Annotated in this window: 24 protein-coding genes, 1 tRNA gene and 1 pseudogene; 18 read left to right on the top strand and 8 right to left on the bottom strand. The window is 71.2% G+C overall.

Going from position 1 to position 21,056, the window contains the following annotated elements:
- The first annotated feature begins 217 nt into the window (after window positions 1-217).
- Both ABZW30_RS39685 and ABZW30_RS39680 read left to right on the top strand, forming a co-directional pair.
- Window positions 218-628 (top strand): hypothetical protein, encoded by a 411-nt coding sequence (locus ABZW30_RS39685; protein ID WP_355676164.1) that lies wholly within the window; start codon window positions 218-220, stop codon window positions 626-628.
- Window positions 629-733: 105 nt separating this feature from the next.
- Window positions 734-1,156, top strand: coding sequence for a hypothetical protein (locus tag ABZW30_RS39680; protein ID WP_355676163.1), 423 nt, complete (start codon window positions 734-736; stop codon window positions 1,154-1,156).
- 474 nt (window positions 1,157-1,630) lie between these two features.
- On the opposite strand, the gene ABZW30_RS39675 is transcribed toward ABZW30_RS39680, so the two are convergent.
- Window positions 1,631-2,137, bottom strand: a complete 507-nt coding sequence (locus ABZW30_RS39675) for an SRPBCC family protein (RefSeq protein ID WP_355676162.1) — start codon at window positions 2,135-2,137, stop codon at window positions 1,631-1,633.
- A 701-nt stretch (window positions 2,138-2,838) separates the two neighbouring features.
- Here ABZW30_RS39675 and ABZW30_RS39670 point away from each other — a divergent pair.
- The 3 genes from ABZW30_RS39670 (at window position 2,839) to ABZW30_RS39660 (ending at window position 4,095) form a co-directional block, all read left to right on the top strand.
- Window positions 2,839-3,189 (top strand): hypothetical protein, encoded by a 351-nt coding sequence (locus ABZW30_RS39670; protein WP_355676161.1) that lies wholly within the window; start codon window positions 2,839-2,841, stop codon window positions 3,187-3,189.
- Window positions 3,186-3,443, top strand: a complete 258-nt coding sequence (locus ABZW30_RS39665; protein WP_355676160.1) for a hypothetical protein — start codon at window positions 3,186-3,188, stop codon at window positions 3,441-3,443. The genes ABZW30_RS39670 and ABZW30_RS39665 overlap by 4 nt, the downstream gene beginning before the upstream one ends.
- Window positions 3,444-3,837: 394 nt before the next feature.
- Entirely contained in the window at window positions 3,838-4,095 is a 258-nt protein-coding gene (locus tag ABZW30_RS39660; RefSeq protein ID WP_355676159.1) for a histone-like nucleoid-structuring protein Lsr2, read from the top strand.
- A gap of 214 nt (window positions 4,096-4,309) precedes the next feature.
- Here ABZW30_RS39660 and ABZW30_RS39655 read toward each other — a convergent pair whose 3' ends face one another.
- From ABZW30_RS39655 to ABZW30_RS39640, 4 genes are all read right to left on the bottom strand, one after another.
- The gene (locus tag ABZW30_RS39655) at window positions 4,310-4,567 is read right to left on the bottom strand and encodes a hypothetical protein (RefSeq protein WP_355676158.1); all 258 of its coding nucleotides are present in this window, start codon (window positions 4,565-4,567) and stop codon (window positions 4,310-4,312) included.
- An 81-nt stretch (window positions 4,568-4,648) separates the two neighbouring features.
- Window positions 4,649-5,197, bottom strand: coding sequence for a hypothetical protein (locus ABZW30_RS39650; RefSeq protein ID WP_355676157.1), 549 nt, complete (start codon window positions 5,195-5,197; stop codon window positions 4,649-4,651).
- 447 nt (window positions 5,198-5,644) lie between these two features.
- Window positions 5,645-6,007 (bottom strand): hypothetical protein, encoded by a 363-nt coding sequence (locus tag ABZW30_RS39645; protein ID WP_355676156.1) that lies wholly within the window; start codon window positions 6,005-6,007, stop codon window positions 5,645-5,647.
- A 272-nt stretch (window positions 6,008-6,279) separates the two neighbouring features.
- A complete protein-coding gene (locus ABZW30_RS39640) occupies window positions 6,280-6,987 on the bottom strand; it encodes an SDR family NAD(P)-dependent oxidoreductase (protein ID WP_355676155.1) in 708 nt (235 codons plus the stop codon).
- Window positions 6,988-7,088: 101 nt separating this feature from the next.
- Here ABZW30_RS39640 and ABZW30_RS39635 point away from each other — a divergent pair, with 101 nt between their 5' ends.
- Window positions 7,089-7,940 carry a helix-turn-helix transcriptional regulator gene (locus ABZW30_RS39635; RefSeq protein ID WP_355676154.1) on the top strand — a complete coding sequence of 284 codons (852 nt, stop codon included), beginning with the start codon at window positions 7,089-7,091 and terminating at the stop codon, window positions 7,938-7,940.
- Window positions 7,941-7,960: 20 nt separating this feature from the next.
- On the opposite strand, the gene ABZW30_RS39630 is transcribed toward ABZW30_RS39635, so the two are convergent.
- The gene (locus ABZW30_RS39630; RefSeq protein WP_355676153.1) at window positions 7,961-8,611 is read right to left on the bottom strand and encodes a peptide deformylase; all 651 of its coding nucleotides are present in this window, start codon (window positions 8,609-8,611) and stop codon (window positions 7,961-7,963) included.
- Between the two features lie 264 nt (window positions 8,612-8,875).
- On the opposite strand from ABZW30_RS39630, the gene ABZW30_RS39625 reads away from it, so the two are divergent.
- The 4 genes from ABZW30_RS39625 to ABZW30_RS39610 all read left to right on the top strand — a co-directional run bounded on the left by ABZW30_RS39625 (window position 8,876) and on the right by ABZW30_RS39610 (window position 10,918).
- Window positions 8,876-8,949, top strand: a tRNA-Met gene (locus ABZW30_RS39625).
- 365 nt (window positions 8,950-9,314) lie between these two features.
- A complete protein-coding gene (locus ABZW30_RS39620) occupies window positions 9,315-9,935 on the top strand; it encodes a hypothetical protein (protein WP_355676152.1) in 621 nt (206 codons plus the stop codon).
- 94 nt (window positions 9,936-10,029) lie between these two features.
- Window positions 10,030-10,689 (top strand): hypothetical protein, encoded by a 660-nt coding sequence (locus tag ABZW30_RS39615; RefSeq protein ID WP_355676151.1) that lies wholly within the window; start codon window positions 10,030-10,032, stop codon window positions 10,687-10,689.
- Complete coding sequence (locus ABZW30_RS39610) at window positions 10,655-10,918, top strand: hypothetical protein (protein ID WP_355676150.1); 264 nt, start codon at window positions 10,655-10,657, stop codon at window positions 10,916-10,918. Before ABZW30_RS39615 ends, ABZW30_RS39610 begins: the two co-directional genes overlap by 35 nt.
- 644 nt (window positions 10,919-11,562) lie before the next feature.
- On the opposite strand, the gene ABZW30_RS39605 is transcribed toward ABZW30_RS39610, so the two are convergent.
- Complete coding sequence (locus tag ABZW30_RS39605; protein ID WP_355676149.1) at window positions 11,563-12,021, bottom strand: hypothetical protein; 459 nt, start codon at window positions 12,019-12,021, stop codon at window positions 11,563-11,565.
- 512 nt (window positions 12,022-12,533) lie between these two features.
- Here ABZW30_RS39605 and ABZW30_RS39600 point away from each other — a divergent pair.
- The 3 genes and pseudogenes from ABZW30_RS39600 to ABZW30_RS39590 all read left to right on the top strand — a co-directional run bounded on the left by ABZW30_RS39600 (window position 12,534) and on the right by ABZW30_RS39590 (window position 14,602).
- Window positions 12,534-13,052 (top strand): hypothetical protein, encoded by a 519-nt coding sequence (locus tag ABZW30_RS39600; RefSeq protein ID WP_355676148.1) that lies wholly within the window; start codon window positions 12,534-12,536, stop codon window positions 13,050-13,052.
- Window positions 13,053-13,344: 292 nt separating this feature from the next.
- A pseudogene (locus ABZW30_RS39595) lies at window positions 13,345-13,977 on the top strand (ATP-binding cassette domain-containing protein); the annotation flags it as partial.
- Between the two features lie 115 nt (window positions 13,978-14,092).
- Window positions 14,093-14,602, top strand: coding sequence for a hypothetical protein (locus ABZW30_RS39590; RefSeq protein WP_355676147.1), 510 nt, complete (start codon window positions 14,093-14,095; stop codon window positions 14,600-14,602).
- Between the two features lie 355 nt (window positions 14,603-14,957).
- Here the strand turns inward: ABZW30_RS39590 and ABZW30_RS39585 are convergent, their stop codons facing one another.
- Window positions 14,958-15,923: a phosphatidylinositol-specific phospholipase C gene (locus ABZW30_RS39585; RefSeq protein WP_355676146.1), complete on the bottom strand. Its 966-nt coding sequence runs from the start codon at window positions 15,921-15,923 to the stop codon at window positions 14,958-14,960.
- A 188-nt stretch (window positions 15,924-16,111) separates the two neighbouring features.
- Here ABZW30_RS39585 and ABZW30_RS39580 point away from each other — a divergent pair, with 188 nt between their 5' ends.
- From ABZW30_RS39580 to ABZW30_RS39560, 5 genes are all read left to right on the top strand, one after another.
- Window positions 16,112-16,402, top strand: coding sequence for a hypothetical protein (locus tag ABZW30_RS39580; RefSeq protein ID WP_355676145.1), 291 nt, complete (start codon window positions 16,112-16,114; stop codon window positions 16,400-16,402).
- 1,095 nt (window positions 16,403-17,497) lie between these two features.
- Window positions 17,498-18,982 (top strand): hypothetical protein, encoded by a 1,485-nt coding sequence (locus ABZW30_RS39575; protein ID WP_355676144.1) that lies wholly within the window; start codon window positions 17,498-17,500, stop codon window positions 18,980-18,982.
- 231 nt (window positions 18,983-19,213) lie between these two features.
- On the top strand, window positions 19,214-19,501 hold the full coding sequence (locus ABZW30_RS39570; RefSeq protein ID WP_355676143.1) for a hypothetical protein: 288 nt from the start codon (window positions 19,214-19,216) through the stop codon (window positions 19,499-19,501).
- A 57-nt stretch (window positions 19,502-19,558) separates the two neighbouring features.
- Complete coding sequence (locus ABZW30_RS39565) at window positions 19,559-19,714, top strand: hypothetical protein (protein ID WP_355676142.1); 156 nt, start codon at window positions 19,559-19,561, stop codon at window positions 19,712-19,714.
- Window positions 19,715-20,355: 641 nt separating this feature from the next.
- Entirely contained in the window at window positions 20,356-21,009 is a 654-nt protein-coding gene (locus ABZW30_RS39560) for a hypothetical protein (protein WP_355676141.1), read from the top strand.
- Window positions 21,010-21,056 lie beyond the last annotated feature (47 nt).

Here is a 21,056-nt window from a genome sequence, read left to right as displayed (position 1 = left end):
AGCCTCGGGTTGGTGCCTGTCTCGCAGTCGACAGCCGCGCTCGTGCCGCGCCTCGATCCGGACCGGGCTCAGTGCGGAGCACTGGTCTGCGGCGCGACGAGCAGCGGCGAACCATCCCTATCCGCACTACGCCGCAATCACCTGACGAAAGAGGCACCAACCACTCGGACAGGGGCATGGCGTGCGCGGGATGGAGTACGAGCCAGACCGCAGGGGTATGCCGCTTGCAGCCAGGCGCAGGTCCGCCACCGCCGAGCGCACCCCGGCGGCCGCTGCGCCGACCGGGACCGCCAGCAGCCGGGGGAAGGAGCGCCGGCGCCGCTCCCACGCCCGACCCGACCCGTCCTCCGCGTTCCGGCCGGCCACCCTGTACGAGCTGCGCACCGCGCTGTCCCGATACGGCCTGCCTGGCGACCGCGAGGCCTTCGAGCAGGCCCTGGCCGCCGCCTTCGACGCCTCCCCGATCGGCGATCTTGCCGCCGTCGCCGAGGTGATCGCGACCTACCGCCACAGCCTGGTCCTACGCACCAGCGAACAGGCGGTGGCCTCTCTCGCTGCCCCCGATCGCCGGCCAGCACTGGAACCCGGCCGGCGAGGCCTTCGCCCGGCTCCGTTCCGCCGGCGGTGACCGATGACCTACCAGCCCGCCGAACCGTACTGGAACACCGGCAGGGCGTCGGGGGCCGGACCTCGACCTGTCAGGCAGGGCCGGTCCCATGGGAATATCGCCTGCATGCGCCTGCCCGAACCCGAGGATCTGACCTCGCTTGTCCTGCGTACCGACTTCGGTAGCGCCGCGGCGTGGGAGGCCGTGCTGGCCGCGATCGACGGCTCCGACGAGAACCGTCATGCGACATACGTCAGCGACCGCTCGTTCGACGGCGTGAACGCTCAAGCGCTGGTCGACGCAGATGCAGCCGCCGATGATGACGACAAACTCTGCTACCTGTTCATCGCGGACACGACCACCATGACGGACGACGAGCATCCCCTCCTGGCCGTCGACCTCTGTGACGAACCCGGCCGGACGTTTCGGGTACCGCCACGCTGGTATAGCGACGTCTCCGCCAACCTGACGATCGCCAACATGGACTTCGCCGAGTTCGCCGACGCAGCAGACGCGTCCGGCACGTTCCGCGGCTTCGACGGAGCCTGACCCGCCGTCGCCCCACAGTCCGTAGCTGACAGCAGGCCGCAGCACCTCAGCCGCCGACCAGCGCCCCTGGGCGGCGTGGGCGTCCTTGGGGACGACCTCGCTCAGGTCGATGCCACGCCGCTTCTTGCCGCTGCGCCTGGTCTTCGGGCCGCCGCCACGCGCGGTGGCGCGGCGGGGACGCTAGTGCCGTTGGACAGCCTCGGGCCCGAGTGGACGGAGCGGTTCAGCGCCGGGATCGACGAGCTGCCCGCTCGCAGCGCTCCACCAGGCCCTGTACGAGTGTCAGATCTTCCGGGGGAAGGCCGTCGTCCCCGCAGCAGCTGGGCTTTGTACGCTGGCCCAGGGGAGGGCCGTCGAGTCCGCACAGCTCCCACAGTCTGGTGTGGACATCGAGGTCCGGGTTCTCGCCGTACGGGCCGACGAGCACCACGGTCGCCACCGTGTCCAGGCCCTCACGACTGATTCACGGTGACCTCAGCGATCTTGTTCGCCTGCCGTTGAGTTGGCCTCCAGCGAGCGCTTCAGCGCGGCGAGCGTCACCGTCATGTTCCTGCGGTTCCATTCCGCGCGGCCACCGGTGCGCAGCAGGGTCTCCGTCGTCCAGGTGCTGACCCGGTCGCGGCGGTCCTGCCAGAACTGCTCCACGATCGTCATGCCGCCGTCCGTGTCGCTCCATGTGAGGCGGAATCCCCAGCGGGCGACCGGGATCAGCCCGAAGCTGACGTCCCAGGCGAAGGCGCGCCCTGGTTCGGCCTCGACGACTCGGCAGACGGTGCTCCAGCGGATGCCGCCCTTGCGGTTGCGTCCCTGGAACCGCGCGCCCAGCACGGGAGCGGCCGGGCTGCCGCGCCAGGCGGCGCCGGTGCACTCGGGGCTCCACTCGCCCATTCGCGTCACATCGGAGACTGCGGCCCAGACGGCGTCCGGCGTGGCGGCGATCTCCGTCCTGACGGAGACGGATTCACGGCCGGCACTGGTCATGCGAACCTCCTCCTAGGGGTGTTCGTGGCATCGCACCGCGTGCGGGCTCGCCGCGTCAAGGTGCGCCGGGTCACAGCGTCAGGCGCGCGCAGTCGCGGTCATCAATGAGTGGCTGTGACCAGCACTTTCAAATCGCCGCCCTGCCCCCGACGCGTCGACACGATCCCATGTGGGCCTCGCCGGTCGCCGACGCTCAGTTGTGGCGCCACATGACACACGGCCCGGCACCTCTATCCCGAGATGCGGGGGTGTGGTCTGGCCGGGTCATCGCCACGGGCAGGGTGCAGCCGATCCGCTCGTTCGTCGCGCACTGGGCCGCGGTGGCCGAAAGATCCCAGGTCGCAGGCCTATTCACCACCGACGAACGGGTCTAGCATTCCCGGCTCGGCAACCTCACCGTCCCCAAGACGGGGCTGCCGAGCAGAGTAGCCGCGCCGTGACCCCGGTGCGGCTGGCCTCCCATACGGCCGGGACCCAGGCATCCCCCCTTGCCCCTGCGGTCCCGGTCGGCTGCCCGCTCGCTGGCGGTGGTGGCCGGGGCGGTGGGGTGCCGCTCTCGCCGTCGTCCGCGCCACGCGGGCCGGGGCGATCCCGCTGCGCACCGCCCGGCAGCCGGAGCCCACCCGCGGTGCCGCGTGAGGCCGCTGACCGTACTTTCCGAAGCGAGTAGCCTCGCAGCAGACGAGAGATGGAGTGTCGCCATGAGTCAGCCCGTGCACGACGGAGTCGAGCTGATCCCCCGGCCCGAGCAGAACCCGGCCGCGCTCAAGGCGGCCCTGGCCGTGGTCGCCGCGGACCGCCTTCCCGAGATGATCGACGGCCAGACGAGGGCCATGGCCGAGGCCATCGAGGCCGGGAGCGTCCAGCCGATCCGCTCGTTCGTCGCGCACTGGGCCGCCGTCGTGGAGATCGAGCGGCACCCGGCCACCGCCCAGGCCTACCACCGGGCGAACTACCTCGCCAACCACGCCGGCAGCGTCCAGGAGTGCCGGGAGCACGCCACCACCGTCGCCGAGCTCTACCGCGCCGCCTACGCGGCGGTGAACGCGTGACCTGGAGCTGGGAGTACCTCCCCAGCGAGCAGCACGTCACCGCCGGAGCCCCGGCCGACTTCCTGGCCGCCGTCGAACAGCGGGCCGCCGAGCTCGTCCGCGCCGCCGAAGCGCTCTACCTGGATGGCATCTCCTACCAGGGCAGCGGGGAGCCGATGCGCTACCTGGATGTCGCTGGCGGTCTGCTCGCCTACTACGTGGTCCCGCGCCTGGAGCTCGTCGTCTGCCAGGTCACGCCACCGCCGGCACCCTGATCCGCCGATATCGCCGGGCCGTGCCGAGGGATCCGTACTTTTCCCTTTCCGATCCCGCCTCGGTACCCGCCCAAGCAGGTAGTTGCCAGCCGGCCTCACCGGCTTAACGGCAGGTGAGGTCGGCGATCCCGGAACAGTTCGACACCGCTGGTGGCCCTCCGGCCGGGCGCGTGAAGCCAGGTCCGCGCTGTGGGGGAGTGCCGTCGAACAGCCGCGGTCAGGAGCGGCGTGCCGGAGGCTGTGGAGCTGACGGGGCGACGGACTGCGGGCCGGCACCGAGCAGCTGGCGGACGGGAGGGGACATCCGCCCGGGTCCCAGGAAGGCCGGGCCTGGAGGGCCCAGGCACAACCACCTACCAGATCTGGTAGGTGGGAGACGAAGAGAGGGCGCCGGGTGTCCCGGCGCCCTCTACTCATCTTCGAGGAGCTTCCGCTCCTGTGCCGGCAGTCCGGCAGCGGGACCGAGCCGCTGCAACAGCTGGTCCATTCCCGTGTGCTGAGTGGCGCGCCCGCCCGGCCCCGTGCGCTCGACGGGCCCCGGCCGGAGGACGAGGCGGTACGACGCTGGGCGCGCGCCCACGGCATGGTCGTGAACGACCGCGGGCGGGTTCCCTCGGGCATCCGCGAGGCGTACGAGGTCTCACGGAGGTGACCACCGGATCCGGCCGCCGTCAACGGCTGTCGGCACGGCCCGTGACGGCGACGGTGGCGCTCAGCCCGATGTTGGAGGACGCCTGTCCAAGCGTGTCCGTTTCGTGCGTTTTGCTGGGACGGGGCTGGGACCGTCCTGGGACTGTCCCACCCTGTTCTGCCTGGTGAGAGCGTTTCGCGGTGGTGCTGGGACAGGGGCTGGGACAGTCTGCCGGCTACCGGCCGGGTGCGGCCTCTTCGATGGCGGTGAGCAGGCGGGCGTGGACGGTGCCGGCGGCTTCGCGGGTGGCTGGGTCCGGGTCCTCCAGTTGCGGGGTGATCAGTTCGGCGGCCGCGGCGAGCACAGGGACGGGGACGGTCGCCTCGCGCAGGTGCAGAAGCTGGGAGGCGGCCCGCTCGCCGGGCGTCGCGGCGGTGTGGGCGTTGGGAATTACGGCGCTGATGCCACGTCCGAGTGGCTGACTGCTGGTCACCCGGCCCATTCTCCCGGCCCTAGGCGGTGGTGATCACCACGGCCGGTCGGCCGGGCCCGAGAGCCTGCCGCCTGGTCGTGCTCACCCGGCCGTCGCTTCGTTCGTGGCCGCCCGGGCGGTGCGGCCGGCGGTGGTGGCGGCGTGCAGTTCGTCGGCGAGCAGGGTGAGCTCGCGCGGCAGGTCGCCGAGCACGCAGCCGGGCATGGCGGCCGCGAGCGCGCACACGGCGACCAGCGGGATCCGCTCGCCCGGCGCGAGGCCGGGCAGTGTGGCGGTGCGGGTGGCGCCGAGCAGCACGCCCGCGGCGAGCGAGTAGCGCAGCTCCTCGGTCAGCTCGCCGTCGCCGCCGGGGACCGCTTCCTGGTGGCTGGCCCGCTCGATCGCCTCGGCCGCATGCTCCAGGACCAGGGCGTGGGGCTCGTTTGCCTGGCGGCCGGCGAGAGCGCGCACCCACACGGCGGCAGCCTCCCCGGTGTCGCGTGCCCGGTGGAGCACGGCCAGCTGGTCGGCATCGAGCGCCTGGTCGTCGGGCTCGGCCTGGTCGGGCGAGGAGGGCAGCGGCAGCTGGAACAGCGGCCGGACTGCGACGGTGCGACCGGCGTCGCAGCGCGCCCGGCCCCGGGCGCGCAAGGACCGGCGAGTTCGCCGCACACCGGGTGCGACGCAAACTCCCCACCGCAGGTCACGGCAGGTGCGAACGGGATCGCACTCCGCCCCGCGCAGGCCTCGGACACGGCACGTCGGCCCCGCTGCCGACGCCGCCGGCGGAACTTGCCACGCAGCAGCGGGCCGGTCGGCTGCGCATGCGCGGGCGATCCGTTGCAGCGCCGCATGCGCATGCGCACGGCACCGCTGCGCATACGCAAGGACGGTTGCGCAGCGCTGCGCAACCGGTGATGTGCTGCTGCGACAGGCCGCCGCTGCCCGCCGGGGCGCAGCGTTACGCCGCGGGGAGACCTCATGGTGTGAGGAACTGCCCTGGTCAAGGGACTTCGGCGGTGTCTGGTCGCGTGACGTGCGGTCCGGTGTCGCCGACGGATCCTTTACGACCGGCCGTCCAGATGCGCGCTGCCGCATTCACCGACGCGCCTCCGCAACAAGGGCGAACGCCGTCCTGTCGCCAACCATGGTGAAATGCGCAGGCTCCCCCGTCGCCTCCGGCTGCCACCCAACTGCGATGCCGGCGCGAACGAGGGCGGCTGTCAGGCCGGGCGTGACAGGTTCAAGGTTGAACAGCTGATCTGCCCTCTCACCCGCGGCCGCGATCTCTCGGAAGTACAGCCAGAAATCGTCGAACTCCACGGAAACGACGAGTTGGCGCCGCCGGCCCGGCCTGTCGCGCCAGACGCGTACAGCGACGTGGCCGGGATCGAGGACCTGGATTACCCAACGGTACTCAAGCCCGTCGACGCGAATCTTGCGCGGTGGTCTCGGTGTCACATGGCGACGATAAGGCCAGTGCCAGCAATGGCGGGCGCGGGCTCGCGACTCCAGGCACCCGCACGCGATCTTGCTGGTGGTAAGGTGCGGGCTGACCCGGCCTTGATCGTGTTACCCATGATCCGCCGCCTGCCTCTGCAGCCAAGCCGCGTGGGCCTTCGGCGGGAAGCCGGATGGTGTCGCGCAGGGCCTTGACCAGGATGGGCTGAGCACATGCTCCTTCAGGGCGAAGACATGATCGTCGGCCGGGGCGGCCGTTGTGGGCGGGTCGGTTACCAGGGCAGCGGGCCCTCGGCGTCGGTGTAGGTGCCGGTGGGGCCGTCCGGGGTGAGGCTGGCCATGCGGACGATGATCTCGGCACCCTGTTCGACGGTCTGGATGCCGGTGTTGCCGTTGAGGTCCGTCTTGGTGAAGCCGGGCTCGACGGCGTTGATGCGCATGTTCGGGAACGCCTTGGCGTACTGCACGGTGACCATGTTGACGGCGGCCTTGGAGGCCGGGTAGGCGACGCCGGGGTACGCGTAGGTGGGGGTGTCGGCGGTGGTGACGCGGGTGAGCGAGGCCAGGCCGCTGCTGAGGTTGACGACGACGGGGGCGGCGGAGCGCTGCAGCAGCGGGAGGAACGCGTGGGTGACGCGTACCGTGCCGAAGACGTTGGTTTCGAACGTGCTCCGCATCAGGTCGGCGGTGACGTCCGCGGCACCGATGATGCCGTTGTCCTCGGCCCGCTCCTCCACGCCGGCGTTGTTGACCAGCACGTCCAGGCCGCCGTCGGCCTCGACGGTCTTTGCCGCTGCGGCGACCGAGGCGTCGTCGGTGATGTCGATGACGACCAGCCGCGCGCCCAACTGCTCGGCGGCACGACGCCCGCGCTCGGGGTCCCGGCTGCCGATGTACACGGTGTGGCCTGCGGCGATGAGTTGACGGGCGGTCTCGAAGCCGAGCCCCTTGTTCGCTCCGGTGATCAGTGTTGTGGTCATGCCTCCACGATGCTGCGCGGCGATGCCGTCAGCCAGGCGTCCGGTCTTCCTGGGACTGCCAGTACCAGGCACCCGCGGGTGGGGCGGTGCACAGTGGTGGCATGGCGACCACGGAGTTCGGGCGGACGGTGCGGCGCTGGCGTGACCGGGTCCCGCCGGAGGCGGCCGGCCTGCCGGTGGGCGGCCATCGGCGCGCGGCCGGACTGCGCCGGGAGGAGCTGGCGCTGCTGGCCGGGATCTCGGTCGACTATGTCACCCGCCTCGAACAGGGCCGGGCGACCAACCCGTCGGAGCAGGTCGTCGAGGCGCTGGGGCGGGCGCTGCGACTGAACGCGGAGGAGCGTGAGCATCTGTTCCGGGTCGCCGGGCTGGTAGCGCCGGGACGCGGCACGGTGCCCGCCTACATCACGGCCAGCGTGCAACGGATGCTGGACCGGCTGACCGGCACACCCGTCGCGGTCTCCGACGCGGCGTGGACGCTGCTGCTGGCCAATCCGCTCTACACCGCGCTGATGGGTGAACGGCACGGCAAGGAGCGCAACGGGGCGTGGCGGAACTTCCTCGGCTCGGGCAGCCGGGTCCGCCACACGCCGGAGTCCCGGCGGGCGTTGGAGACCGCGGTCGTCTCCGACCTGCGGGCGACGGCGAGCCGCTACCCGGCGGATCTGCGGCTGCGGCGTCTGATCGCTGATCTGCGCGGCAACAGCGAGCGGTTCGCCAAGCTGTGGGACTCCGGCGCGGTGGGACACCAGGAGGCCTCGCGCAAGACCATCGACCACCCGCAGGTGGGATCGCTGACGCTGGACTGCGACGTGCTCAGCGTCGCGGGCAGCGATCTGCGGATCATGGTCTACACGGCCGAACCCGGCACCGAGGACGCCGAACGGCTGGCGCTGCTGGCGGTGATCGGCACGCAGGCACTGGTGAAGGTCGCCGGCGAGGGCGTCGGGTGAAACCGCCGGAGCGGGTCAGCTCAGCTGTCGAGCTCGGCGGCGCGGCGGGTGCGGCGGGCGAAGACGGCCTCGCGGCGTTCGGCGGTCTGGCGGAGCGCGTCCTTGCGGTCGCGCTTGGACAGCCGGTCCAGGTAGAGCTGCCCTTCGAGGTGGTCGGTCTCGTGCTGCAGGCAGCGGGCGAAGTAGCCCTTGCCCTCGATGACCAGCGGGTTCCCGTCCTTGTCGAAGCCGCGGGCAGTGGTGCGGGCGGTACGCGGCACGACCATGTCGGCGCCGGGCACCGAGAGGCAGCCCTCGGCGTCGTCGATCAGGCGGCGGGTCGCCGGGTCGGGCTGGTCCAGGACCGGGTTGGCGATGTGCCCGACATGGCGGACGCCGTCCTCGTCCAGGCAGTCGAAGACGAACAGCCGCAGGTCGACGTCGGTGACCGGGTTCTCCTCGGCGGCCGGCCGCAGCTCCGCAGCACCTACGCACGGGGTTCCTCTTCCGGGGAAGCAACCTGCTGGCCGACCAGCTTGCCTGCGCCACCATCCCCCTGGCCACAACGCCGCCGCCGGTGACGGCGCCGCCGCTCCGCCGCGCCCGCTGTTCCCGTCTGTGCCCGCGAGGCCGCCAGCCCCGGAACAGCCGGGCGGCGGGTGCTGCCGGACCTGGTCCAGCGAGCACTTCACGCCCGGTGGGATGGCTGTCCGGACGACCTGGCACGAGCCCGCGTGCCCGACCTGGACCCGGCGGTGACCACAGGCGGCGCGAGTACCGAACCGGCTCGCATGCGGGTGTGCGCGGTCCTGGCCAACGACGGCCGGGTGCGTCCGCTCCACTGGGGCAGTGTGCGGTACGTGGGGACCGTGGCGGGGTCGGCAAGGGCGAGCCGGAGCGCTGGGAGAAACCGATTTCGTATTGGAACGGTTGCCCGCGTAGGGTGGTGTCACCGACGCGGGGTGGAGCAGCTCGGTAGCTCGCTGGGCTCATAACCCAGAGGTCGCAGGTTCAAATCCTGTCCCCGCTACTACCAAGGCCGGGGCTGGTGCACGAGTGCGCCGGCCCCGGCCTTGTCCGTTGGTCAGCTGCCGGACCGTGAAGCCGCCGTTGCCGGGGCAGGTCGGGCCAGGGTCGGCGGTGTTGGGTCCGTGCCCAGGCGCGGGCGCGGGGGTGCGGAGCAGCCGCTGCCGTCGGGGTGCGAGCGACATCCGGCGCTGGTCGGTGGACCGCGGCCTCCCGAAGAGCCCGCCCGGCTGGCGGCCGGGCCACCCCGCCCCCGAGGAACCGCCCCGTCACGCCTTCTGTCGGAGCGTCGTGGGAGAGTCGGCCCGCGCGCGAGACGAACGGTGCTCGCGCAGAAGGGGTGGTGCAGTGGTGGAGTTCGTTCCCGCGTTGTTCGGCCTGGTGGCTGACGGCGGTGACAGTGGCAGGCACGGCGACCGGTGGATCCAACGGGTGGGAGACCTGAACGTCCGGGCGAAGGGCGCGAACGTCAGCGACGTGACGACAGGTGAGGGCGACGGCCTGGAAGTTCCAGCGGGCCGGCACCCGATGTTCGCCGTTACCGACGCACCCGCGGGCGAGCAGCCCCTGGTGCTCGCCGTCCTGCTGTGGTTCGGCCCCGGGCTGCCCACGCGTGTCGAATACTGCGGCGTCGGCGTTCGCACCTACTGCGGCGTGGTGTGCCTGGACGGCGGTGACGACGACGGCGGAGAGATCGACGAGCTGATGAAGCTCGCCCACCAGGAGATCCGGCAACGAGAACGCGGACGGGGCCCTGGACTCGAGCAGTTCGAGGAGGCCTGCGCCGACTACTGGCCCCAGGCCCTGGAACCGGCGACGTCCGCCCCCCACCAGCCCTTCGGATCCGGCTGGCAGCTGTCGGACCACGACGGCCGCAGCGGCGCGACAGCGGCGGCCTTCCTAGACTGGGGCGAGGGCGGGAGCCATTACGACTGCCTTGACGCCGAGAACCAGGAGGTCGGCCGACTCATCGTCTTCGAAACCCTCTGACTCCCCAGCCGCCGCCCCCGGAGGCGGACTCCGTGGGGCGGCTTCGGCGCCGCCCGCTGCCGACGCCGCTCCCCGCCCAGACCTCAGCACCCGGATGCCGGGGCCGGCGCTCACGGCGGCCGCCGAAAACCCCCGGGGCGAAACTCCGCCTCCCGCCGACGGCCCGGCCGCCGAGCTGCTGGAGCTCGGCGAGGCGCTGCCCGAACACGACGCGCGCTTTCTCCTCCAGCTGGAGCGTGCGGAGCACAAGGGCGACAGCGCCCTTGCCCGCCGGGCCCTGGCCGACCTCCTTCGCGCCGCCGACGGCCTGGCTGTGCGCCACCGCGAGCTTGCCGAGCGGATGCTCGACGCCCACCCCACCCAGACCGCCGGCCCCGACCCGGCCGCCCCGGAGCCCCTCGTTTCGCCCCGGGGCGAAACGGCGGCCTTGTTCGGCGGCTCCCCGGCCACGGCCGGGCCGGTGTCGGCGGCTGCGTCCGTACCGGCTCCGGCGGCTGGCGGCACCGCTCTTGAGGGCCGGCCCGCGCCCGTTGCGCCCTGGGGCGAAACCCCGCCCGGCGGCGAGCGGCTGCGCGACCTGGTCGACCAAGCGCCTCGCCCAGCAGCAGACCGCACCCCGGCCCGCATCCGCTCCTTCCGCCCCGGCTACGCCGCAGCAGCCGCCCATCGAGGTCCCGGTCCCGGCCGACCTGATGCACCGCCGCCTGCCCCCGAGCGACGTGCGCGTTGCTCTCGATGCGGGGCGGTTCGGTGACTGGTGGGCGCTGGCCGGCTGGACGGTGCAGCCGGACGTCTACCTCGTGACGGGCGAGGGCCAGCAGGTCGGCTGGGTCGAGCGTGGCCTGGCCGGCATCGGCGACCGGTGGGTGGCGGTGTACGAGGGCTACTCCATGGGCGACATCAACACCCAGGAAGCCGCCCTGCACGACACCCCCGAGCAGGCCGCCTTCACCGTCCACACCGCCTACCTGCAGAACCTCTGACGGTCCGGCGGCCGTGATCCCGGTCACGGACAAACCGGGAGGACAAGGCCCAGGACTGGGGCATTCCGGGCGGGACAACGTGCTGGTCAAGGGGCGGGACAAGGGGCGCGGTCAGACCGCGGACAAGGGGTCGGCGTGGAGTGTCGGCCGCGTCCGGGCGAGCGCCCGGGTGCCGGGGCCGGCCACCGCGCCAGGCCCGGGCTCGTCCTGACGGAAGGCCACCTTGATGACCGCCACCACCCTCCCGGCACCCGACCCCGACCCCGACCACAATTCCGGCGGCGACCAGGCCGCCGACCACCACCTCCCGCCCCACCAGGGCGAGGCCTCGCCCGGCCGGGACAAGGAGCCCCGCGCCACCTCCACCGACACCTCCGCCCGCACCTCCACCGCCCCGCCCACGGGCGGGCCCGTTTCCGCAGGCCAGCCGTCCCGGACAAGGGGCCGCAGCCACGGCGACAACCCTTCTACCGCTGCTCCTGGAAGCCCAAGGCGCAAGCAGCGTGCGACGGGTCCGGCCCGGAGGAACGTCATGGTGGCGCTCGCCTTGTTTCAGCGCGCCACCGGCCGTGATCGCCGAGCCGAGCAGCGAGTTCAGCGCTCCGCGCCGCCGCTGAGCGGCGGCGCGGAGCCCCGAGGCCGTCTCAGGTGCCGGTGTTCCACAGCGGCTGGTGGCCGGCGCCGTAGATGACGAGGTTGCCGTCCTGCTGGAACTTGAGGGTCGCGCCCGAGTTGCCGTAGGTGCCCGAGGCCCACAGCGCCGGGCTGCCGCCGTACCCATAGATGACGAGGTTGCCGTCGGGCTGGAACTTGGCGGTCGCGCCGGAGTGGTTCCAGGTGCCCGAGGACCAGATCGGGGTGGCGATGTTGTTGTAGATGACGAGGTTGCCGTCGTTCTGCATGGCAAGCTCATAGTTGTTGACGCAGATGGTCTCGCCGGGGGTGGTCCCGAAGCCCCCGTTGAAGGTCCAGTCGTCGTTGTTGTTGGTGTACTGGCACTGGTACGGGAATGGGTATCCGGCGTGCGCCGCGGGCGCGACGGTCATCGCGGCAGCGCTCGCGACGGTCACGAGGCCCGCGGCCAGGGTCTTACGCATACGCATGAAAGATCTCCAAGATCACGTCAGCGGACGGTAGTTCCGTGATCGTATAGAGGCACCTGATCGCCCCGCTCAGTTGATCCGAAAAACAGTCAGCCTCAGTCACGGCGCGTAGAGATCCGCTCGGCCTGAGCGCGAGTTCGGCTCTACCCAGCCCCGAGCTGGATCCAACGCCGTACCACGGAGCTCCCACCGAACAGTGATCTTGGTCGACACGGTTCTAACAGGAGCTCCGTCCCATTTCAGGCGACTTGACGTAGCCTCCCAAGGCTCCATCTACACGGCCTTGGTTCTAGGGTGCGGCGGGTGACGACGACTTCCGGCGCGCATGCCGGTCTTCCCGAACCTGTCCCCGATGTTCTGCCGGATCCGTGGGTGGTGTTGCGGGGGACGGCCTGGCCCTTGTTGGGCACCGCATACGGAACCGCTGCATGGATTCCCCGGGTACTGGCCCCGCTCTTGGGCTCGGACGTGACCGCGGAGGAAACCCGGCAGCTCTCAACGCCCTGGAGCCGGTGCAGCACCAGAACACCATCTACGAGGCGACCGCACCGGTCGCGTTGTGTGTCGCGGCGGTCCTGGCCCGCCGTGCCGAGCACCACCGCGGGGCGGCGGACAGGGTGTGTGCTTTGCTGCTGGGCTGGCTGGCCGGTATCGCCTACGACAGCGACGATGCCTGCGTGGCGGCCCACCAGGAGTTGATGGACTCCCTGGCCTGCACCGACTGTGGCGATATCCCCGAACAGGAGAGCACCTGGGAATACGGGCTCGGCGGCCAGTGGACCCGCCGCTCCGGCGGCCGCTGCTGGACCTGCCACCAGCAACACACCCAGCGGCTGGAACGGGAGGCCCAGGAGCAGCTGGAGGCCGCCCGCACCGCGAACGCCTTGCTGCGCCCGTGCTGGCCTGACCTGCGGCGGGCAGTTTCGCGCCCGGGCTGTGGTGAGCTCGCCCGCCCCGGGCGGCCGTCCGCCGGTGAGTTTTGGGCGCCAACCGGTGAGTTTCGGGTGTCGGTGCAGGTCAGCGGCCGGTGAGAACGGCCGCCGCTGGGCCGGCCGGGTGGCGGCCAGGTTCGGCGGGACGGCGCGGTGGGCAGAGCCTTCGTCATGACGACACCCTCCACCAGGCGCCCCCGCTGGCCGCGCCGTCCGGTCAGGCAGTCGTAGAAGACCCCGCGGAAGCATGACAGTTGAGCGAACTGATGGTAGCCAGGCGGTCCCGAGCGGGCATCGGCCCGTGGGCGTACAACCGTGGCTGACAGGCCGGCCGGACAACTGTCACCACAGGTTCGATGTGCTGAACACCGCGGGCGGCACGATGGGCCACATGATCGAAGTCCACGAGCTGACGAAGCGTTACGGCAAGAAGCTGGCGGTCAACAACCTGAGCTTCACCGTCAATCCGGGGCAGGTGACCGGGTTCCTCGGCCCCAACGGAGCCCGCAGGAGCACCACCCTGCGGATGATCCTCGGTCTGCACGCCTCTACCAACGGGACCGTCACCGTCGACGGCCGGCCGTTCCGCTCGCTGCCCCGTGGTCTTCGGCACGTCGGCGCGCTGCTGGACGCCGCCGACGTACATGGCGGGCGTACCGCACGGTCCCGCTTGCGGGCACTGGCCCGCAGCAACACGATCCCGCGCAGCCGGGTGGACGAGGTGCTGCGCGAGGTCGGCATCGCCGACGCGGCGGACCGCCGAATCGGCGGCTTCTCCCTCGGCATGCGCCAGCGCCTGGGCATCGCCACCGCGCTGCTCGGCGACCCGCCCGTTCTGCTCTTCGACGAGCCGCTCAACGGACTGGACCCGGAGGGCGTGTACTGGGTGCGCGGCCTGTTCCGGGGGCTGGCGGCCGAGGGGCGCACGGTCTTCGTCTCCAGCCACCTGATGTCCGAGATGGAGCACACCGCCGATCAGCTCATCGTCCTCGGCCGCGGTGAGTTGATCGCAGCGGAGAGCGTGGCGGACGATGTACGGGGCGCCGGTCGAGTCGTTCTCCACCGGCGCTGCCACGCTGCTGATCACCGGCGCCGGCGCCATCGGTGCCGTGACCGTCCTCAGTGAGTACACTTCCGGGATGATCCGGACGACCTTCACGGTCGTCCCTGCCCGTCGTTCGGTGATGGCCGCCAAGCTGGCGGTGGTCGCCGTGGTGACGACCGTCCTTGGTGTGGTTCTGGCGTTGGCCTCGTTCGGTGCGGCCCAAGGGATCCTGTCCGGTCAGCACGTCGCCGTCGGCTTCGGGCACTGGGGGGTCATGCGCCTGCTCGTGGCCTCCGCGCTGATCGCTCCGGTCTCCGCCCTCGTGGGCATGGGGTTGGCTGCGGCCATCCGGCACAGCGTGCTCACCATCGTGGCCACGATCACTCTGCTCTTCGTCCTGCCCTCCCTGCTGAACAGCCCCAGGCACCTCACCGTCAACCTCCTGCACATGACGGTGTCGCAGGCATGGAACCGCATCGGCCACACGCCGGCCACCACGGAGCAGTGGCCGTGGTCAGTGGGAGGCGCCTGCATCGTCCTCGGGGCCTGGGCGCTGGTCGCTGCCGCCGTGGCCATCTACATCCCGAACCGCCGGGACCAGTGAGCGGCCCTCCTGCCGCCCCTCTTCCCAGCCGCGGGCCGATGCGGCCGGACTGATCACGTGGAACGCGAACGCTGATTCCACGATCACCCGGCCGGTCGGCCCGCGGTCTTTTCGTCTACCCACGAAGAAACGAATCGCCAAAGCTGGGCGCCTGTCGGCTTCCTCGAAGGCAGCCCACGCGATCGGCGTCAGCGCCAGGAGCCGACCGACGTCGTACTCGGCCGACGAGAGAGCATGCGCATCTTCACCTGCCCCCTCTCCACAGATCACCCGGTCATCAGCGACCTGATGTAGGGCCCCGCACCGCCCGACCTCGTCACTTCAGGCCGCGGCCGAAGGCCACGCCGACCGGGATTCAGCGCCCGATGAAGTTCTTGGCCACCAGGAGGTCCAACACGTTGGTGTGGAAGTCGGGGAAGTCCATCGGGACGATCCCGAAGTGGACGGCCTCGTTCCTGCGGGCGTACAGGTAGTCGAGCACCGGCGGCATGATCGAGTCCGCGTTCAGCTTGGGCCACTTCCCGCCCGCGTAGCTGGTGAAGTTGATGTACATCTTCGGCGAGTTCTGGTTCCACCACGCCTGGTCGAACTGGTTGACGATGGCCCGGGCCTTGCCGTCGGTGCCGACGTCCTGGTACTGGTCCTGAATGTTCATCAGGTCGGAGTTGCCCCAGTGCATCACGTCCCACGAGGAGTCGGAGCTGGTGTCGAAGTCGGCGAGCAGCACGATCTTGCCGCGGGCCTCCCCGAGCCTGGGCCACCGGGGCGCGGTCCAGAACAGGTTGCGGTAGCCGAAGTTGTCCAGGTGGTACTGCATGCGGCGCAGGAACTCCACCCCGTTGATCGGGTCGCTGCCCGCGTTCTCGTTCTTGATCCGCATGACCAGCGCCTCGCGCGGCGACTGCTTGAAGAAGGCCCGGCACTCGTCCAGCACGGTACGCAGCGTGCTGCCCTGGGGGAACCGGTCGTGGAAGACGCCGAGCCAGTTCTTGGTCTCGCGGTCGTTCAGCGGGAACCGCTGCAAGCGGATGTCGAGGAAGCGGATGCCCCGCTGGAGCTGCTGCGTAACGCCCCAGTTCTGGGTGTGCGCCCACTCGGTGCCGTTCGTCGGGTCGACGCAGCAGGAGTCGTGGGTGCCCGGGATGGTCAGCTGGGTCAGCGAGAGGCTGTCGGGCAGCCCGGCCATCCAGGCGCCGCTGTTCCACGAGGCGGCTGCGGCCGGAGTGGCCGCGATGGTGAGGCCGAGGGCGGCGGTCAGTGCCCCGCCACCGACTGCGCCGCCCAACCTCAGGATGTCGCGGCGGTTCGGGTTGACGGTCATGGGCTGCTCCGCGGTCTCGGTCGGTCCGGCTCCCTACATGGCTGTCTACGGAGGCCGCGCGGAGTCCGGTTCATCGCCGTCGGCTGCGCGGGCTCGTCGACCAGCGCCTCGCCTAGCAGCAGACCGCACCCCCGCCCGCCCCGGCTGCGCCGCAGCGGCCCGCCGAGGTTCCCGTCCCGGCCGACCTGATGCACCGCCGCCTGCCCACCAGCGACGTGCGCGTCGCTCTCGATGCGGGGCGGTTCGGTGACTGGTGGGCGCTGGCCGGCTGGACGGTGCAGCCGGACGTCTACCTCGTGACGGGCGAGGGCCAGCAGGTCGGCTGGGTCGAGCGTGGCCTGGCCGGCATCGGCGACCGGTGGGTGGCGGTGTACGAGGGCTACTTCATCGGCGATGTCCACACCCAGGAGGCGATGCTCCACGACACCCCAGAGCAAGCCGCCTTCACCGTCCACACCGCCTACCTGCAGAACCTCTGACGGTCCGGCGGCCGTGATCCCGGTCACGGACAAACCGGGAGGACAAGGCTCAGGACAGGGGCATTCCGGGCGGGACAACGTGCTGGTCAAGGGGCGGGACAAGGGGCGCGGTCAGACCGCGGACAAGGGGGCGCCGTGCAAGGTCGGCCGCGTTCGGGCACTCCGCCCGGCTGCCGGGGCCGGCCACCGTGCCCGCACCGGCCTCCTGCTGACGGAAGGCCACCTTGATGACCGCCACCACCTACCCGGCGCCCGACCCCGACCCCGAGTTCGGCGACGTCGACCAGGCCGCTGGCCACCTGCCGGGCGAGGACTCGCCCGGCAGGGACAAGGGGCCCCGCACCGCCTCCACCGGCACCTCCGCCCGCACCTCCACCGCCCCGCCCGCTGGCGGGCCCGTTTCCGCAGGCCAGCAGCCCCGGACAAGGGGCCGCGGCCGTGGCGATAACCCTTCTACCGCTGCTCCTGGAAGCCCAAGGCGCAAGCAGCGTGCGACGGGTCCGGCCCGGAGGAACGTCATGGTGGCGCTCGTCCTGTTTCAGCGCGCCACCGGCCGGGATCTGGTGCCTGACCAGGGCTGGCCACAAGGAGGCTGCCGGTTTCCTGCCGCCGGGCACGAAGCTGTCCGCCGTCCGGGAGGTGGAGAGTGCCGGCTATGACGAGCACGCCCTGGACGTCGTCGCCACTGCCGGACACCTCACCCGCGCCGGCCACGGCTCGCCGCTCACCGCGCTGACGTACCGGTCCGGCAGGCGGTCAGTGTGGCGGGAACGGGGCGTGCGGAGTCGTGCAGTGCGCCCCGCGCGGTGCAAGTTCTGTGGTCGGAGCGACTGTTGGGTGTGGTGGTGTTCCGAACGTTGGTTCATACGGGTTATTCGCTCGGGAGGGTATGGCCTTGGCCGGCCGGTGTGGTTGTAATGGCGGTGACCGACTGTGGGGTGCCCATTCCCCTGTCGGGGCGTCGGGGTGGTGATCGCTTGACGGGTCACTGTCCCCATGCACGGGCACCCTGACAGGTGGAATTCGTCGGCCGTACCATCCGGCGCGGCCGTGTTCGGGCAGCCCCACTCCCGACTCACTCAAGGGGCTGCTCACATGGCAGTAACCATCGTTCCCACCCCCGTGGCGGCGTGTTCCGCCTTCACCGCCACGGCCACCGGCGCGCCCGTGGGGGCCGTCACCGCTGTCTTCTTCTATGACGGCGCCGCCCCGCAGTCGCTGCCGGTGGTCGCCGGCGCCGCCGGACCGGCGACGTTCACGGCTGTCGGCTCCGGCGCGCAGCTGGTCCTGGTGACCTACCTGAATGCCGTCAACACGGTGGTCGGGGCCGACAGCGGCACGGTCACCGTCAACGCGGCGCCGGCCGGGACCATCTCCACGACGCTGTCGATCGCCGTCGGCGGCCTCGTGACCGCCCAGACCACCCTGACCTGCAGCGCCGGCCTGACTTCCGTCAACGGCACCCTGACCTACACCCTGCCGGGCGGGGTCACGGTCACCGCCCCGGTGGTCAACGGCGTGGTCGTTCCGGTCAGTCTGGGACTGGCGCTGACGGCCGGTCAGGTGGTGGGGGTCAGCTTCACTCCCGCCGCCGGCACCTGTGCGGCCTGCACCTTCGCGCCGATCACCGTCACCGTGCCGGCGCCGACGACCTGTTCGGTGGTCGTCATCCAGCCGCTGGTCGGCCCGATAGTCGCCGGCCAGCCCACCGTCGTGTCCGCGGTGGTGCTGTGCAACGGCGTGCCCGTTCCGGGTGCGGCGGTCACCTTCAACGGCGGCGGGGCCACCCCGGTGACCGCCACCACCAACGCACTCGGCATCGCCACCGGGTCGGTGACCTTCCCCACGGCCGGGCCGGTGTCGCTGACCGCCACCGTCACCGCGGCCGGCACCACCTGCACCTGCACCAACGTCGTCTCCATCCCGGTCACCGTCACGGTGACCACGCCGCCGACCTGCCTGGTGCTCCTGCTGCCGCCGGTGGCCCCGGTGGTCGTCGGCCAGCCGGCCACCCTGACCGCGGTGGTGCTGTGCAACGGCGTGCCCGTTCCGGGTGCGGCGGTCACCTTCAACGGCGGCGGGGCCACCCCGGTGACCGCCACCACCAACGCACTCGGCATCGCCACCGGGTCGGTGACCTTCCCCACCGCCGGGCCGGTGTCGCTGACCGCCACCGTCACCGCGGCCGACACCACTTGCACCTGCACCAACGTCGTCTCGCTCCCCGTCCCGATCACCGTCGGCGTAGGCGGCCCCGCCGTGAGCCTGCAGGCTCTGCCGTCCTGCTGGTGGGGCCACTGGGAGCACCAGCTGGCGAACCCCTCGCACGGGCAGCCGTACCCCGTCACCGCCACACTGACGGCCCAGCTCACTCCCGCGGCCGCCGGCGTGACGGTGAACTTCCTCATCGCCGGACAGCCGGTGGGCTCGGCGGTGACGGACGCGTCCGGGATCGCGATCCTCACCACCGACCTGAACCTGCTTCAGGTCCAATCCGGCGCCTTCACCGCGACCGCCACCGTCGGCGGCACGACGCTGGAGTCGACCGGCACCCTGCTGCCCTGCAGGCCGCTGCAGTGACCAGACCGGTCCTATCGGGCCCGGGACGTGGATCGCGGACCGGTACTGGTGGCCGAGCCAGGTGAGGCCTGACGTCATCGTCCGCGGATGAGCGGCCGACCTCGAAGGTCCGTCCCCCCGCCCTCGCACGGCGGGGGGACGGACGCGCTGGGCGCGTAGCGGCGAAGCCACCGCACCCGCCGCGACGCCCGCAACCGTACTGCCGCGTCCCTGGTCAGTGGAGTTGTCCCCATGAGCTTGACCATGTTCCTTCTCGCGCTCGGCACCACCTGCCGCGTCACCCGTTTCCTGACCAAGGACACCCTCGCGGGCGGTCTCAGGATCTGGGTCGCCGATCGCTTCGGCGAGGAGTCCAAGGCCGCCTACCTGATCACCTGCAGCTGGTGTTCGAGCGTCTGGGTATCCGCCGTCGCGGTCGGCTGTGCCGCGTGCCTGGAGGGCAGCCCGTGGTTCCGGATACCGGCGACCGCGCTCAGCGTCTCGTACCTGGCGGGTGTGGCCTCACGATGGCTCGACTGACCAATGCCCCTCCCCAGGAAGACCCGAACCCCAGCACCCGGAAAGGAGACCGAACTCATGGCCTGCAACTGCGGCGGAGGTTCGCCACAAACCATCGTTTACCAGCTGAACCTGCCTGACGGCACCGTTCGCCAGTACGTCACCTACCAGGAGGCCCTGGCCGCACAGCACCGGGAAGGCGGCGCCGGAACGATCACCATCGTCAGCCGGTGACACGGGCGCCCGGCATCGGGGCGCACCGAAGGTGGTCGGCGCTTCGACCGGCTGCCTTACCCTTTCCGCACGAAGGGAGGAGCAGCACCGTTGCCGTCCCGGCGCATCCGCGGCCCGTTTCAGGGTGTTCGGGCCGGTGGCGGGCATGCCTGCGGCCCGGCTGTCGCGTCGGGTGGACGCCGGGTTCCACTGGCCGCTGCCGCCCCGGCCGCCGAGGCGCTCGTCGTCGTGGCGCCAGCCGTTGACGTCGACCAGGAACCCGTCGTTCCTTGGCCACCAGCCCTGCAAAGTGACCAACTGTCGTGCTGTGCCGGGACGTGCTTGTTGTCACCGAGTGACGCCCGTGACCTGGAGCTGGACGGCGCACGCGACACGCTTGTTGTCATCGACGGGACAAGGTTCTTGTCACCGCCGGTTCATGGACAGCGAATCTGTCACTGCGCTCGTGCCGGCGACCCGCACGGGCGGTAGTTGGAACCATGGGACACGACGTTCGGACGCAGGACGGCTGCCAGGCGCTCGGTGGAACGAGACAGGGAAGTCTCGAGACCTTGTGGCACACCTGCCAGCCTGCCGCAACCAAGATCCACGCGAGTTCGTCCCAGTGATGGATCGAAGGCGCCGAGCACCAGGGGGAAGCGATGGCCGCGGTCGAACCGCACGATCCGTACGCGGTCACAGCGCAGGGGCGCGCACCGGTTTGTCCGACCTCGAATCCGCGCCGGCAGGTCGTCACCCTCGGTGCGGCCTGCGCCCTCCCGTCGTTGACCTCGATAGCCATCGGCAGCGCCATCCAGCATTTCGCCACCGGGCACGGCGGGCCCGTCCACGCGATCCTGCACTTGGTGGTGACGCTCGCGGTCGTCATACCCGCGTTCTTCGTCAGTGTCCACGCCCTGCAGCCGTCCGCCCCCCGGTGGTGCTGGCTGCTGGCACCCGCGCTGATGGCGCTCGACCTCGCCGCTACCCACGGGTTGGCCCTCCTGCTGCCCTTCCGCCCGGGCCTGCTGAGCGTGCTGGTGTTCGCCCTCCCGTCCTTCGCCCTGGCCGGCGCCGTGGTGCGGCGCTCACGCACCGCCTTGCTGGCGGCCGTCGGCACGCTACTGGGCGTGTTCGTGCTCGCGTTCCCGCTGCGGGCGATGCAGCGGGAAGTGGGGGTCCAGGACCTGCTGCGCGAGGCCGGTATCCCGTCCCGGTCCCTGATGCAGCCGGTCCTCTCGGCGGATGTGCATGTCACCGGGATCAGTCAGGGCTCGGTCATGATTCTCGACCTATTCGGCCAAGTAGCTGACTGACCATGGCCGTTGGGGTGATGGTCAGTCCATGGACCTACAGGCCATGC

Origin of the sequence: Kitasatospora sp. NPDC004669 (assembly GCF_040609455.1) — a bacterium.
In the GTDB taxonomy this organism is placed as follows: domain Bacteria; phylum Actinomycetota; class Actinomycetes; order Streptomycetales; family Streptomycetaceae; genus Kitasatospora.
Note: the sequence above shows the minus strand (reverse complement) of the source record. Positions and strands in the feature narration are given on the sequence as shown.

Coding starts and splice junctions, on each gene's coding strand:
- ABZW30_RS39685 (WP_355676164.1), top strand. CDS start 218: ATGCCGCTTGCAGCCAGGCGCAGGTCCGCCACCGCCGAGCGCACCCCG.
- ABZW30_RS39680 (WP_355676163.1), top strand. CDS start 734: ATGCGCCTGCCCGAACCCGAGGATCTGACCTCGCTTGTCCTGCGTACC.
- ABZW30_RS39675 (WP_355676162.1), bottom strand. CDS start 2,137: ATGACCAGTGCCGGCCGTGAATCCGTCTCCGTCAGGACGGAGATCGCC.
- ABZW30_RS39670 (WP_355676161.1), top strand. CDS start 2,839: ATGAGTCAGCCCGTGCACGACGGAGTCGAGCTGATCCCCCGGCCCGAG.
- ABZW30_RS39640 (WP_355676155.1), bottom strand. CDS start 6,987: ATGACCACAACACTGATCACCGGAGCGAACAAGGGGCTCGGCTTCGAG.
- ABZW30_RS39635 (WP_355676154.1), top strand. CDS start 7,089: ATGGCGACCACGGAGTTCGGGCGGACGGTGCGGCGCTGGCGTGACCGG.
- ABZW30_RS39615 (WP_355676151.1), top strand. CDS start 10,030: ATGCCGGGGCCGGCGCTCACGGCGGCCGCCGAAAACCCCCGGGGCGAA.
- ABZW30_RS39605 (WP_355676149.1), bottom strand. CDS start 12,021: ATGCGTATGCGTAAGACCCTGGCCGCGGGCCTCGTGACCGTCGCGAGC.
- ABZW30_RS39590 (WP_355676147.1), top strand. CDS start 14,093: ATGATCCGGACGACCTTCACGGTCGTCCCTGCCCGTCGTTCGGTGATG.
- ABZW30_RS39585 (WP_355676146.1), bottom strand. CDS start 15,923: ATGACCGTCAACCCGAACCGCCGCGACATCCTGAGGTTGGGCGGCGCA.
- ABZW30_RS39580 (WP_355676145.1), top strand. CDS start 16,112: ATGCACCGCCGCCTGCCCACCAGCGACGTGCGCGTCGCTCTCGATGCG.
- ABZW30_RS39575 (WP_355676144.1), top strand. CDS start 17,498: ATGGCAGTAACCATCGTTCCCACCCCCGTGGCGGCGTGTTCCGCCTTC.
- ABZW30_RS39570 (WP_355676143.1), top strand. CDS start 19,214: ATGAGCTTGACCATGTTCCTTCTCGCGCTCGGCACCACCTGCCGCGTC.
- ABZW30_RS39565 (WP_355676142.1), top strand. CDS start 19,559: ATGGCCTGCAACTGCGGCGGAGGTTCGCCACAAACCATCGTTTACCAG.
- ABZW30_RS39560 (WP_355676141.1), top strand. CDS start 20,356: ATGGCCGCGGTCGAACCGCACGATCCGTACGCGGTCACAGCGCAGGGG.